General features: G+C 38.5%; 10 protein-coding genes and 1 pseudogene. 8 read left to right on the top strand and 3 right to left on the bottom strand.

The genetic code is table 11. The annotated features are described in order from the left end of the window. Nucleotides 1–125 precede the first annotated feature (125 nt). A complete protein-coding gene (locus SFRI_RS20950) occupies nucleotides 126–3,560 on the bottom strand; it encodes a PAS domain S-box protein (protein ID WP_011636078.1) in 3,435 nt (1,144 codons plus the stop codon). A gap of 606 nt (nucleotides 3,561–4,166) precedes the next feature. On the opposite strand from SFRI_RS20950, the gene SFRI_RS03035 reads away from it, so the two are divergent. The 3 genes from SFRI_RS03035 to SFRI_RS03045 all read left to right on the top strand — a co-directional run bounded on the left by SFRI_RS03035 (nucleotide 4,167) and on the right by SFRI_RS03045 (nucleotide 7,432). Continuing rightward, nucleotides 4,167–4,610: a DUF2057 family protein gene (locus SFRI_RS03035; RefSeq protein WP_167526083.1), complete on the top strand. Its 444-nt coding sequence runs from the start codon at nucleotides 4,167–4,169 to the stop codon at nucleotides 4,608–4,610. Between the two features lie 840 nt (nucleotides 4,611–5,450). Beyond that, nucleotides 5,451–7,040: a S41 family peptidase gene (locus tag SFRI_RS03040; protein ID WP_011636080.1), complete on the top strand. Its 1,590-nt coding sequence runs from the start codon at nucleotides 5,451–5,453 to the stop codon at nucleotides 7,038–7,040. Further along, on the top strand, nucleotides 7,040–7,432 hold the full coding sequence (locus SFRI_RS03045) for a hypothetical protein (protein ID WP_011636081.1): 393 nt from the start codon (nucleotides 7,040–7,042) through the stop codon (nucleotides 7,430–7,432). Before SFRI_RS03040 ends, SFRI_RS03045 begins: the two co-directional genes overlap by 1 nt. A 359-nt stretch (nucleotides 7,433–7,791) precedes the next feature. On the opposite strand, the gene SFRI_RS03050 is transcribed toward SFRI_RS03045, so the two are convergent. Both SFRI_RS03050 and SFRI_RS21750 read right to left on the bottom strand, forming a co-directional pair. Further along, nucleotides 7,792–9,231 (bottom strand): OmpA family protein, encoded by a 1,440-nt coding sequence (locus tag SFRI_RS03050; protein ID WP_011636082.1) that lies wholly within the window; start codon nucleotides 9,229–9,231, stop codon nucleotides 7,792–7,794. Nucleotides 9,232–9,691: 460 nt separating this feature from the next. Next, a pseudogene (locus SFRI_RS21750) lies at nucleotides 9,692–9,918 on the bottom strand (IS110 family transposase); the annotation flags it as partial. A gap of 303 nt (nucleotides 9,919–10,221) precedes the next feature. Here SFRI_RS21750 and SFRI_RS03055 point away from each other — a divergent pair. The 5 genes from SFRI_RS03055 (at nucleotide 10,222) to SFRI_RS03075 (ending at nucleotide 14,369) form a co-directional block, all read left to right on the top strand. After that, nucleotides 10,222–10,860 (top strand): trimeric intracellular cation channel family protein, encoded by a 639-nt coding sequence (locus SFRI_RS03055; RefSeq protein WP_011636083.1) that lies wholly within the window; start codon nucleotides 10,222–10,224, stop codon nucleotides 10,858–10,860. 170 nt (nucleotides 10,861–11,030) lie between these two features. Then, entirely contained in the window at nucleotides 11,031–11,711 is a 681-nt protein-coding gene (locus SFRI_RS03060) for a hypothetical protein (protein WP_123884157.1), read from the top strand. 85 nt (nucleotides 11,712–11,796) lie between these two features. Further along, nucleotides 11,797–12,303, top strand: a complete 507-nt coding sequence (locus tag SFRI_RS03065; protein ID WP_011636085.1) for a hypothetical protein — start codon at nucleotides 11,797–11,799, stop codon at nucleotides 12,301–12,303. 156 nt (nucleotides 12,304–12,459) lie between these two features. After that, nucleotides 12,460–13,698: a hypothetical protein gene (locus tag SFRI_RS03070; RefSeq protein WP_011636086.1), complete on the top strand. Its 1,239-nt coding sequence runs from the start codon at nucleotides 12,460–12,462 to the stop codon at nucleotides 13,696–13,698. A gap of 62 nt (nucleotides 13,699–13,760) precedes the next feature. Then, nucleotides 13,761–14,369: a hypothetical protein gene (locus tag SFRI_RS03075; protein WP_011636087.1), complete on the top strand. Its 609-nt coding sequence runs from the start codon at nucleotides 13,761–13,763 to the stop codon at nucleotides 14,367–14,369. Nucleotides 14,370–14,491: the final 122 nt, after the last annotated feature.

The following is a 14,491-nucleotide window of genomic DNA, read 5'->3' on the forward strand; positions in this document are numbered from 1 at the left end:
TTAGCTATGTAATTACATAGTTATTCACTCTATAAGCTAATTTTTCTCGAGTATTGTTAAGTTGAAATCGCTTAATGACCAATAGATTTATTAATGCCTGTCAGCTTGCTGATAGGCATTTTTTATCAGCGTCTTATTGAGGATCTCTTATTGGTTTTTTCATTTTTTGCTTGTTTCAGTAAAAGCGCTTCAAATGCCGCTTGGGGTAATGGTTTACTAAATAAGTAACCTTGGCCGTAATCACATTTCAATGCATTAAGCAGATGATACTGCTCTTCTGTTTCAACGCCTTCTGCCACGACCGTTAAATTAAGCCCATGCCCCATAGCGATCGCCGCACCAACAAGTTCTAGATCCCCAGGATCGACTGTTATATCGTTAATAAAACTTTTATCTACTTTTAAGGTATTGAATGGGTAACTGCGCAGGTAACTGAGCGACGAATATCCGGTACCGAAATCGTCCATTGAAATACTGACACCAATATCGTTAATGGATATTAAGTTGCTGTCGATGACTGCATCGCTACTGAGTAATACCCCTTCAGTAATTTCAAGCTCTATAGTGCTGGCATGAATTTGGTGTTTATCTAGCTGAATGTTAAGCATATCAACAAAGGTATTTTCCCTGAATTGTTTCGGGGAAACATTAATGGCAATTTTAAAGTAAGGATTATAAGTTTGTTGCCACTTTTTGGCTGTAGCAAATGCAACCTCGATAACATATTGGCCAATTGAGACAATGAGTCCTGTTTGTTCTGCAATAGGGATAAACTCATCAGGAGTCACTTGACCGAGCAAAGCATTATTCCAACGTAAAAGAGCTTCCGCGCCGATGATTTTACGACTCTTGATGTCCACAAAGGGTTGAAAGTAAACCTCGAATTCTTTTTGCTTCAATGCACTGCGTAATTGCTCTTCAATTTTCAAGCGCCTATCCATATCGTGGTTCATTTGATGTGTATAGAAGTTATAGGTATTTCTGCCGCGATCTTTTGAATGGTACATGGCTGAATCTGCTTGTCTTAGCAATTCTTTGGGGTCTTCACTGTCAAGCGGGTAAAGGGCAATACCAATACTGATGGTTGACACTAACTCACGGTTTTCGAGCCTAAAAGGTTGGTAAAATTGCTCGAGTAGCTTACTGGCAATAATTTCAACTTCAATGGGTTCATTAATATTGCTCAGTATAATGATAAATTCATCACCACCCAATCTCCCCACAACATCACTTTCTCTAATGGTATTCTTTAACCGAACCGCAGCTTGGATCAACAGTTCATCACCAACAGAGTGACCCATGGTGTCATTAACCTTTTTAAAATCGTCTAAATCTAAAAACAGTACCGCCACGTTATTTTTTGCTCGATGGGCGTCTTTGAGCATTTGCGATAATCTATCAAGTGACAGCAGTCTATTTGGCAAGCCTGTTAAGCTATCGTAATGAGCTTGGTGAAGTATTTTTTCTTCTTGTTGTTTGTATTGGGTGACATCTTGTTTCAATGCTAAATAGTGCTTAGTGACGCCTGCATTGTCAAAAATGGGTGCGATATGGGCATGTTCCCAAAAAATATCACCGTTTTTCTTTCTATTCTGCAACTCGCCCTGCCATGCATGCCCAGTAGAAATCGCATCCCATAATTGTTTATAAAGTGATTTTGGGGTTAAACCAGATTTAAGCATGCTGGCTGACTGGCCAATAACTTCACTTGCGGCGTAGCCAGAAATTTTTTCAAAGGCACTATTCACATATTCAATTTTGCTATCGATATTGGTTAATATCATTGATATAGGGCTTTGCTCTATTGCTTGTGACAGTGTAAGCGCTTGTTCCTCAGCCTTTTTTTGGGCGCTCAAATCGATATCAATGCAGTACATTTCTGCTTCATTATCAGTGTTGTTTATTAATGTATGAGACGAATAAACTGCTACATTGCTACCATCTGCCCGTTGCAGGAGTAATTCTTCTGCAAGAATAGGAACCCCTTCATTAATCCATGCATTAACGTTATTGATCACATGTTCTCTGTATGGAGGGGGAATAATGAGATCTTCTAACTTTTTCCCTAATGCTTGTTCTTTTGTATATCCATAAAGCTTTTCACTGGCCTGGTTCCAAAAAATGACCGAACGGTTTTTATCGTAACCTTGGACTGAAATTGAGGGTATATTTTCGAAAATGTGCCTGAATTTAGACTCACTCAGAAGCAGTTTTTGTTCAGCATTTATGCGCTGTGAAATGTCTTTAATAAAGCAGAAGAACATTCCATCATCACCATCCCAAAAGCTGATGTTCACCTCAACATGAAATAAATAGCCCAATTTATGTTTGTGTTGAGAAGTATAATGAATCGCCTTTACTTGCTTGGCTGTAATAATATTTTGAGTTGAAAACTGGTGGTTTTCACTGGTTTCGATATCCCCAATAGGTTTATTGAATAGCTCGTCGAGTGTATAACCGGTCATATCAGCGAAACTCTGATTCGACTCAATTATCTTTCCGTCCACCGATACAATAACAAAGCCATCTTGCGCAGTACTGATAATATTACGATAAGTACTTTCACTGCGACGTAACTGTTCTTCAATGAGTTTTCTGTCGGCCATATCTCTACTTACGCCCACAATTCCCTGAATATCTCCGGACGAATCAACAAAAGGTGTTTTATGAGTTTTAAAAATATGTGCTATACCATCAGGTGTCGTTATCCATTCTTCATCCATCCACGGCTGGTTTTCTTGTAAAACAAAACGATCGGCTTTGATAAAGCTATCTGCCTGTTGACGGTCAAATAAGTCATAGTCTGTCTTATGTTTAATATCTTCGGGGTTGAGTTTTAGAGCTTCAGAGAATGCTTTGTTACAACCTAAATAAACCCCGTCGGCCGATTTGTAAAAAATGATATCGGGAATACCATCAATAATGCTTTGTAACAGGTTTTTCTCGGTTTCGAGGAGGTTTTTGTGATGATGTAATTCTTGAGATATTTGTTGCCTTTGTTGATGCTGTTTTAGTAATAATCCAATTAACATAGTGCCACATGTATAAACAGTGAATAATGTCGGACTAATGGTGAGAATAATGTCGTATTTATCTGCCACTGGCATGAGTAATAAACACAGCAAAACGCCAATCTCCACGACAAAGCCCATGGCCAATAAGTTTTGCCAATTGGGCTGTTTGTTTGCAGACTTCATCCAGTATCGCCAGCCCAACCCAATGGCAGAGCTGATGAAAATAATTAAAGTACCAACGTATAAACCGGCACCGCCTTGATAAAGACGGAAACAAGCGGCGAGTATCGTGGCAATCAATGTCGGGATAAAACCAAAAAATAGCCCGCTTAAACTTAACAGTACCCAGCGAGTGTCAAAAAAAATCCCCGGCCTTAGCTCCCAAGGATTGTTCATGACACAAATTGCGATCATTCCAATAAAAATCCCACTCAAGACATTTCCATATTTCTTGGGGGCTATTTTTTGTAATTTTATGGCATCATAAATGACGACAAGTGCCAGTAACAATACGGTGTTGCTCATCAAACTGAAAAAACTATCCATTTCTTCCCCACATAAAAAGGGCATTGCCTTCTTTTACTGTAGTTCAAATCTGACAATAATAAAAAATAAATCTATTTTTATCATTGTGTTAATAAGGTTTTTGCCATTGATGTCAAACTCCTGCAGTATTTGGAATCTGAGCAAACTGTTTTTATAAACGGCATGACAAAGTTTAGTCGTTAAACGGTGTTTCTGTGTGACTTAATCTTCATCAAGTGATGTGAAGTGCAATACAATCCACTTCTTTTTTATCCACTGTAACAGTGGCTAAAAAACACTAATTAATTGTAACTGCGCATGGTTGTACTTACTGAGAATGAACTGGAGTATGTTGAATGACTCTTCAAATTTTTTTTGATGGTCAAGTACGTTACTTACTCGGCATTAGTGAGTACTGGTTGAAATTTTGTCTATGAGTTTTATAGCGGTTTACATATTTAAAATGTTAACCATCATTAATACAATAAGATAAAAATAAATTAGTGATATTAATGGGTGATAATTTTTTAAATATAAAAAATTGAAATTTATTGTTATATGCAGAGGTCCTTTACATTAATACCAACATACTTAATCGTTAAGTATGAAATATGGATGGATATTATTATGACGACTTCATTTTCTGTAAAGATGTTACTCACCTCAACTACCGTAGGCTTAACGCTATTATTTGGCATGCCAGCTCAAGCATCGAGTATTACAGTACCAGACTCAATGATAGTTGAAACCGTTAATGGTCAGAACGTCAGTATAAAAAATACGATTGGACTTAGCCATGGACAACAATTGGTTGAAATTAATTATAGTGACTTATTCCAAGATAATGCTGATGATTCAGGCCATTGGGTTCGTTCAGAATCCTTGTACCTCACATTAGAGGTCGCTGAAAATCAACGTTATGAGCTTGCTACACCTGATATTTATAGTGCAGAAGATGCCCGTGAATTTTTAGATAATCCACAAGTCACGTTGAGTGTAAATGGTCAGCAACAAAAGAATGTCGCATTATTGACTCAGTCGCAGTTATTAACTCAATTAGTGTTAAGGTAAGCTTGGAGTGGTTAGCAAGTCTAATAATACAAACGGCTTGCTAATGAATTGTTTTACGAGAAATCTTTTTATAATACAGCCTCTATAATACGCCTTCTATAACGCCAACTACATAATGATATATTGAGTAAATCTTAATTTAAGTAATATTTTTATTTGTTAAATTGTATTTTTGTCATAACTTCAGTTCAATAATATTGTTGATTTAATATTGTTGATTTAATATTGTCGATTAATGTTATTTTGATTATTTTGATTATTTTGATTATTTTGTTAATGATATCCTTAGGTTGATTTATAGTTTGTGTAGTGTTTTTAAAGATTTCTCAAAAGTAGTAAATTTAGTTTAATTTTAAATGTGTATTTAGTTTCCTCTATCCCAATTTTTCAACACGTAAACAAGTCCTTATACTGTTTTATAGATCACTTGTCTCAAATTTTGGGGCTATCGAGGTGTAAGCTACCGCTGCCCAACGCTTATTGTTAAACAGTGTGTGATGTATGTAATCGCTACTGCCTGAATGATTTCTTATCAATGGGTATTGTCATAAGCAATTGATAAGTAATTGGTAAGTAATCTCTATTGATGATTTTGCGAAGGTGGAATTGATTTTTTGTGTTCATCCTAGGATGAACACAACTTACGGAAACAGTCCTTTAACAATATCGTGGGTAGACAAAGACATGGTTCTCGCAAGATGAACTCGCAGCGCGATAATCAATTCATTTATTGATCATTCTCTGTATTTTAGTAAATCATTTGCGTTAATATACTGTTGCATTCTAATGCAGTTATTTGTAATGAAAATGACTAACATAATGTAAAATAAAGGAATATTAATGCAGTTACTTTTTAGGAAAGCTATCACTCCATTATTGGTTGCCGCCAGTTTAACCGTTGCAGGTTGCAGTGGTGGGGGAAGCGAGTCAGCCAGTAATAATGTCACACCTCCGGTGACAGACACCAGTAGCATTACTTGGACCAAGGGCCAATTTACTCCATACGCTGAGATCGCATTACAGTGCAAGGCCGATCATACTGGATCTGAACTCACCGAAAAGCTTTGGCTTCGCTCATGGAGTAACGACACTTACCTTTGGTACGATGAAATTTTCGATCGCGATCCAGCTCCTTATACCGTAGCGCAATACTTTGATTTATTAATCACAGATGAACTGTCTGAAACCGGTAATGTAAAAGATAAGTTTCATTTCTCAATGCCGACTGATGAATGGGAGCAATTAAATCAATCTGGCGCATCATTCGGTTACGGATTTAACCTGTCACTTCGCAATGCATCTGCAGGGGTAACACGTCAGGTCACCATTACTTATAGCGAACCTAATTCACCAGCAGTGGCCGCGGGAATAAATCGCGGCGCTATTATTGTTGCTGTAGATGGCGTCAATGTGGCTAATGCTGACGATAGTGCAAGTATAGATACATTAAATGCAGGGTTGTTCCCAACTCAAAGTGGCAAACAAACGACATTTACCGTGCGAGATCTCAATGCCAGTGTTGATCGCAATGTCATATTGTCGGCCACCACCGTTATCTCTACCCCGGTACAAAATACCCAAGTGATCCAAACAGCAAGCGGCAAGATTGGATACTTACAATTTAACTCTCATATAGCGACTGCTGAGCGAGGGTTGTTTGATGCTATCACCACGTTAAGCGAAGCGGATGTAGAAGATTTAGTCCTAGATTTACGCTACAACGGTGGCGGTTTACTCGCCTTAGCGAGTCAGTTGGGTTACATGATAGCAGGAGATACCGCGACCAATAATCGCATATTTGAACGCACCAGTTTTAATGATAAATATCGAACTATCGATCCCGTAACTAGAGCAATACTCGAACCAACGCCGTTTATTCCGGAAACAATAGGCTTTAATACTGGGTTGCTACGTGCAGGGATTACACTGCCTTCACTAAACCTTAAGCGGCTTTATGTATTAACAACAGCAGATACTTGCTCGGCCAGTGAAGCATTGATGAATAGTCTGCGTGGTATTGATATTGAAGTGATTCAAATTGGTGGTACAACGTGCGGAAAGCCTTATGGATTTTACCCAACACCAAACTGCGGCACCACTTACTTTAGCATTCAATTTAAAGGCGTGAACGATAAAGGTTTTGGTGATTATTCAGATGGTTTTGTGCCCACTTCAAGTCCAACACTCGACAGTGAAATTGAAGGTTGTGCGCTAAGCGATGATTTAAACCATGCGCTTGGTGATACCAATGAGCGACTCTTAAGCGCCGCATTGTATTACCGTGATAATAACCAGTGTCCAGCGCTGACGTCATCAGCGGCTAAAGTGTCAGCGGCCCCAACAATGATGGATAAAGGCTTTATGTTGAAAGATGACCGTAACTCAACATTGCTTAAAAATAATCGGATAATGTCGACAGGAGCCATGTAATGTCCCGTTTATCTTCTGGTTTACTTATCGCTGTAGTGATGTTTTCCACGGCTTTTATGGGATGTGGTACTTCAACTGCCGGAAACGATAGTGCGGTTCCTGCGCTAATCACGTCCCCAAATAGTGCCAGTGTGGATGAACTACAAGCGGCTATTGCCAGTTTGTTGAATACAGACCATGTGATGATTGCTCAAAGCGCGTTTACAGACACCAGTGTCTTGTCTATTGAACCTGCAATGCACAAAGACACTAATGGTCGTTTATTAATGGGGCGCTCAATCGTGATGCCAGAGAGTGTGCAGCTGCTTATTCATGGCGATACATGCTTGCTTGAGCACGCCAAAAGCGGCCAACGTAAAATATTGCAAATAACCACCTGCCGAGCCGAGTAACACTGGCTAACTTATGGCGTAGTTACCTGTTAATTCAGGCTTGGACTCAGTAGTACCAATGACGAAATATTGTCATTGGTACTACTGGGATATTGCTGGTTTATTACCGGAGTTTTATTGTCAATCTGATGGATATTATTGTGGTTATTTAACGCTTCAGCGTTAATCACAATAATGAGTTAAGAGTTAAGAGTAGAGTTAAGGGCTGAGTTAAGAACCAAATTCAGGACTAAATACAGACTACGTATTAACCTTGTGTCTGGTAAGTAAAATGTTCTTAGTTAATAGAAAGGTAGTCTAGGCTACCTTTCTATGATTACTTCTCCAGTGAGATAATTATCTATTATCCGTAGCAGAGGTTATTTATTATCTGAACGTATCACTAACTCAACGCGGCGGTTTTGTTTCTGGCCCGCTTCATCAAGATTATTGGCAATAGGCGAGTACTCACCAACCCCTTTGGCTTCAACTTGTTGTGCAGAAATAGAGAACTGTTTAATCAAACGGGTTTTAATTGCAGTCGCGCGTTTTTCTGACAAGGTTTGGTTATAAGCTTGCGAGCCCTGGTCGTCTGAGTGTCCTACAACATAAAACAGCTGTTTAGGGTGTGTTTGTAGGTATTGAGCTACCACTTCAACAATCGGATAAGCTTCTGGCAGTAATTCATCGCTATCATATTTAAACAACAAACCGTCTAGTGCCACATGGCCCGTTTTGGCTATCTCGTCAGTTAAGCCCTGCAAATCAATTCCCACACGGTTATTGTTTAATGTGGTTTCTTCAATGATCCTGATTTCAGCGGATAATCGCCCTGAAAACCCAATAACGTAAACCATAGCGTAAACATTACCTTCAGCTCTTTCTAACTTACAGAGTCTATAAAATTGGTTTTCTTCGCGACCAATTGCTGAATGTAATGCTATCTTAGTTTCTAATGTATCTTCGTTTCCGCACTCCTTCCCTAAACAGGTATAAACTTCCGTAAAACCAAGTTTGGTTAATGCGTTATGGTAGTTTGCATCAATCTCAAATTCTGAGTAAGTACGTGGCAATATGTATGTAATATCGGTAACTTTCCCTTCCAGTTCCAACGTTTTATAGTTATCTCCAGCAAGTACCATGGTTTGGTTAAAGCCATGAGTCATATATTCCTGTATGTAAGCTCCAGCGACTCTGCTAAGCATTGGGTGGTCAGCCGAGTTTTTAGTATCTTTATCGCTATTGTCTTTAACCGTTATTTCACTCACAGCTTGTGATAAATAACTTTGATTAGTGGCCACCAAATCTAATGGCTCAGCGATGACTTCTATAATATCCAATTCTAAATTGGTAGCATTCTGCCAGCTAATCGCATATATCGACACATAAACTTGTTTTTTAGGCAGGGTAATATGTGCTGTTATTAATGATGGCAAGCTACTGGAAATATTTGTCAAAGGCGAGATAAATGAAGATAGCTTACGTTCATCACCACAACTTGCTTGTTCACATTCAAAAATGATCTCGGCATTGAGCGCGTTAAGCTGTTTTTTATAGTTATTGATTAAATGAGCCGGCGTATAAGACGGCGATAGCTCATAGTTGGTTCTAGTCAGTTTACCTCTTACTTCTTTTGACTGAATGTTTTTGTCATCAATTGCCGTGATCAATTGCACCGGCGTGAAGTGTCTAAGTTCACTTTTTGTGTCTTTTACCTCTTTGGGCTCAGAAAATAATTCTTGTGATGTTGCCGAATAGGCATTCATCGCTGGCATCGCCGCAATGATAATGGCTAATGACATTAGCGCGGGTTTTAACATATCAACTCCCTGTTGAAATAAAGTATCCAGTAATATTGAGAAAAAACATTAAGTCCCCATAAGATATTCAAACATCACTAGGGTGTAAATGAATTGCTATTAGAATTACAGAGTGATTATTACTTTTGATGTTTTTTGTCCTCGCGATACACCTAAAGGTATGTGGTTGTTGGTAGGCAATAGATCTGTATGAATATTTGGGTGGCAGCGGGAAATACATTATGAATGATAACGACGTGATCAAATACTTGTTTAGGTAATAACAATTGTTAATTAGTGATGAATAGGGTTAAGAAAATTGAATTAGATAATAAATTTTGTTTTTTAATCAGTACATAAAAATAGTGCGTGATTTTAACGCACAAAATGACATGGGTTTATATGCCGCGAATTTAGGTCCTCCTATCTTTAAGTATTTCACTGTTATTTTACTGCCTCGCACGAACAGATCGACATGCTAGGCAGGAATGGGCTTAACGTTGTATCTCATCGCGATAAACTTACATTCCCAGCAATCAGATGAATAACAGGCCTCTAAGATGACATCATAATGGGATTGTTACAGCATAGACTCGGTCTGTTGAGTGCGATTTTAACGCTTATTGAAGACTAGCTTTACATGGCAATTCATTCCAAGGATTTGAAATACATTTTTATCAAATCAATCGCAATAGTGATAATTTTCATGGTGAACGCTCCTTAAGTAACGGTATGGTTCAACATCAGTTTGGTGCATTGACACCGTATTCGAGATTGTCCATCTCATCATTAGTTATTTTCCAGTCAAGCCGCTATAAAGAGGTATTACTGATTTTATAAATTATTAAAACTATTCATTAATTTTCAAAAGCTCCTAAATCAAATGAGTTACAGTCAAAAAATAATAATATATACATTAGATTAATTAATGTGATAAATAATATTTATCGCTGTATTTTATGTTGAGATACGGGCAGAATCAGCTTCCTTTTGGTTAGCTAGAATTATCTTATGTTAGAAGTAAAAGTAATCAGTATTTTGTGGTTCATCGGTGTATTAGCTGAAGCGATGACAGGCGCCCTGGCCGCAGGCAAAAAACAGATGGACCTTTTTGGTGTGGTGATTATTGGTTGTGTGACCGCGATTGGTGGTGGCACTCTGCGTGACATGCTTTTGGGTAACTATCCCCTAATATGGGTTGAAAATGCACATTATTTGTTAGCTGTTGCGGCGGCATCACTCCTAACAGTGATGATTGCACCGTTAATGCGTTACTTATCACGATTATTTCTGGCTATTGACGCTCTTGGTCTGGCGGTATTTTCTGTTGTTGGAGCGCAGAAAACCTTAATGCTGGGTTATAGCATTGAGATAGCCATTGCCATGGGGGTCGTGACTGGTGTTTTTGGCGGCGTTATTCGTGATGTTTTATGCAATCAAGTGCCACTGATTTTTAAGAAAGAGCTATATGCGTTAGTTGCTTTGCTAACGTCAGCTTTATATGTGGTGATGAAGCTAAATGGTGTTGTTGAATGGATAAACCTTTCTGTTGCGCTGACCTTTGGTTTTAGCTTTAGAATGCTCGCAATTCGCTACCATTGGTCAATGCCCAAGTTTGACTACCAATGTCAGTCAGACAATATCCATTAACAGCCACTAAATTAGCGATTCATATAAAATTAACATCGCCACTCATCGCAGTTGGATATCAAACTTATAAAATAATGTGTTTTAGAATTTTTATAGTCACAAAAGGCTATCGTAATTCAAGTGAAAAGGCAGTAAGTTATTTCATTATTAAATTGGGTGGCATTATTGTTTTGGCTAAGAAAATTGAGTTAGATGATAAATCGTTATTTTTTAATCTGCATATTAAAGGGATGCGTGACTTTAACGCGCAAAGTGACGTGGGTTTATATGTCGCTAATATAGGTTACCCTCTGTCTTTAGGTGTTTCATTGTTACTGCTTATTTTGATGGTCGGTTTAGCTGTGCTACCTCTTAGTGTTCCTAATACTGAGCTTGCTCGTGCATTAGTATTAATCAATGTGGGGTTATTACCTGTCTACTTAATAGGGCGGTATTGGCTGGTTAGGCGACGTTACGGTATTACCGGGACATTACGTTGCTTTGTTAGCCAGCAGCGTATTGCCATTCCTGCGAATGCAATAATTAATAAGCCTGTGGGGCAGTTGGAGTTACAACGTGGTGACATTGAGCGCATCACGGTAAAATATAAATCACAAATGCATCGTTTACATGTGCGCAATCATATTACCGCGTGTGATATTAAGCTAAAAAGCGGTGAAGTCATTATCCTTAATGCGATGTATTTCCCGCTTAAACACATTGTTTACATGCTGTGTTTTTTCGACTATCCATTAACAACGCTGCACGGCAATTGGTCATGGGCTTTTTTGCCTAATATTATAGCCGTAATATTCCCTGTTTTAGTCAATGTGGTTGTCACAGGCATGCTAGTGAAACACTATTTTTTGTAGTGTATATTCAATTGATTGCATACATGATTGATTGTGAGTTTTTAAGCGTTAGTAAAGCAAAAACGTAAATTAAAAGGATGTTTTCATGTACAAATTAATCGCTATTATTTTATTACTATTTATATCGACGCCTTCAATGGGGTCTTCTGATGAAGAAAATCTAACTCAGTGGTTGGCAGCTGCTAAAAAAATTGATCGATCAGAGCCGAATGCACTGTGTAAAGCGTCAGTCGATGTCGTTAGACATCAAGATGTGAACTTATTCAGAAAGGTGTTTGCTGCAATACCAGCAACGGATGAGCAAGTAAAAGTATATCTATCTGAGCTACATGATAAATATTTTAAAACATCATATTTAGGTATCGATAATTATCAAATAGATGAAAATGAGGCGTTAGCGTTTGAAGATGCTAAAAATTCTAGCAGCAGTTTAGTTAGTGACAACGCTAAGCAGCGTGGGCATGACTTAGAGTTGTGGGTTCCATACCGTTTCGACACGATATCACCAAAGACTAATGAAGCGATTCAAGGCTATGGGACTTGCAAGCTGGCCTATTTAGAAAACCAGTGGAAGGTTGTTACGTTATTGTAGGCCATTATATGGTACCTGCTTATCCTTTTTGTTCATTACCGGCATGTTAATGACGTAATAGAATGATATGGCTAAAAATAGTCGATAACGAGGCTCTTTATATAGTTGGTAGACACTGACAACTATCTTAAAAGTGTAAGTCGATTAAGGAGCAGGATGTTTAACAAGTTAACAGGGACGCTGCTGAATACCGCTTCATCATTTTCAATAGTGTCAGCCGTTGAAAAAATAAAGTGGATTTTTATATGCTTTAATTTGGTTTATGTGGTGTTGGAAGTAAGTGTTTTTTCTTTTTTGGCTGAAGCTGTCGGGCGTTTAATGCTCAGTATGTTGTTGATGTTGATAGCGTTTAGTTATCAATGTCGATGGTGTTTTGATGCCTCACGCAATGTGTTAATACAGTTTCATGGTTTCAAGTTAGGGGGGGGATCCATTTATTCCCTTCAACAACAAGATGTTGATTACTCGATAATAAAAAATATTGAGTTAAAAGAAGTGCATAATACTTATAAAGTGATTTTGCATGTTAAAGATAGTCAACAAGCTCAATTTCCTGAACCGATATCGATATCGTTAAAAGTGAAGCAACATAAGTTGCCCGCATTGGTGCAACAATGTCGAAAAGAGTTAATGTCGCAGGGGATTAATGTTGTCGGTCAATTTGATAGCGTTAGCCGTAAAGATTGGCCAACCTTTAGTTCAGTTCCGCTCGACCAAGATACCGTAAAAGCCTTTATCGGGATTAAGTTATTTAACGACCCGATAAAATTACAATACCCCGTCACACTGTTTATGCTGCCTTTACCTCGGCAATACTTTCATCAAGTCTGGGCTTCAAGTTATATCAGTTTTATGGCTGCCTTGTTTATCCTTTATTCTAGCCAAAATATCGTAGCGGCCACCGTGGTTGCACTATTTGGGGTAGCTGTGTCTGCTGTAAGGCGAAAGCTCATTTGCGATAAGCATTATACACAGGGGATAACGAATCCTAATGAGATTGTTATCAGCGAGAATTCACTTGTTATTCCAAGAGTGTATTTTGAGGATAAGCAAGTTAGACAGATAGAAAAGTCTGCGATTAAATCAATTAATATTGAGTGGAATTGGTATAAAGCTGGCGATGGTGACAGTGCCCTGAGGCAATACAGGCGACCTTTTGTATTTAGAGTAAACATTGATGTGAGTAACGGTGAAAGCATTACGTTAGCCGGGCAAACATTTGATAGTAATAAATTTGTTATTGCACTGTCTCAACTCGGCTACAGTGCAACGTTGACGCAAATCCCAAAAATAGCAGCGGTATGGCGTTTTTACATACTCATACCGATGGCTATAGCGCTACTAGGTATGACAGGCTTTGGCTTGTACTCGCTGTATATTCGTTATTTGGTTTAAGAATTAACATGGCCATATATGGCTTGATTGTTTTCAAGTGCTCAACTAACAGGATGTTATCGATGAATATTTTTAAAAAAGCCAGCTTGCTGGTGGCCATGACTACTGCCATTACCACAATGAGTTTTGCAGTATTGGCTAGCAACCAAGCTGCTATTGATGCATTTGAAGCTAAAACGAAACCCATAGCACAAGATGCAAAAGTGCTATCCGATAAGCAGCTAGTCTTGATGCAAGAGTTTAATCAGCTCATGGATTCTGGCAATGCGTCGGCTGTATTCCAAAGTGGCAAGGTGCAAGAATTACAAGCACTCGGTGAGCAGACGTTGGTGCAAGCTAGGTTGTTTGTAAAAAAATATGAGCAGTTTTTGTCACAATTACCTGAAACATCTACCTGTTATATGCCTGAAAACGTCACAGAATATAACAATCTCATTGATGAGGTATCAGCTAATAACCAGTCGTTATCTGAATTGAGCGCTACAGTATCGCCCGGCGATGAAGCTGGTGTCACTATGGCGTTATTAAATGTACAAATGCACGCGGGGCGGGTTAGCTCTTTTGTGCAAATGTTTCAGCTGGTGAAGATGTGCTATATAACCGAAGCCATGGGTTACACCAAGCAAGATGTTGAGCGCATGGAAGCTGAAGAGGGTGGTGATGAGCTGTAACGCCAGTATCTAATATGTCACTTTACATATTGGCAGTGTTTACTTTGTTGATTGTTAATAAGTAACAGGTTATTGAGTTGGATGGGGAGTATGCTATAGCAGTCATTCTAGCTGGCATATCT

The organism is Shewanella frigidimarina NCIMB 400 (assembly GCF_000014705.1).
GTDB lineage: Bacteria > Pseudomonadota > Gammaproteobacteria > Enterobacterales > Shewanellaceae > Shewanella > Shewanella frigidimarina.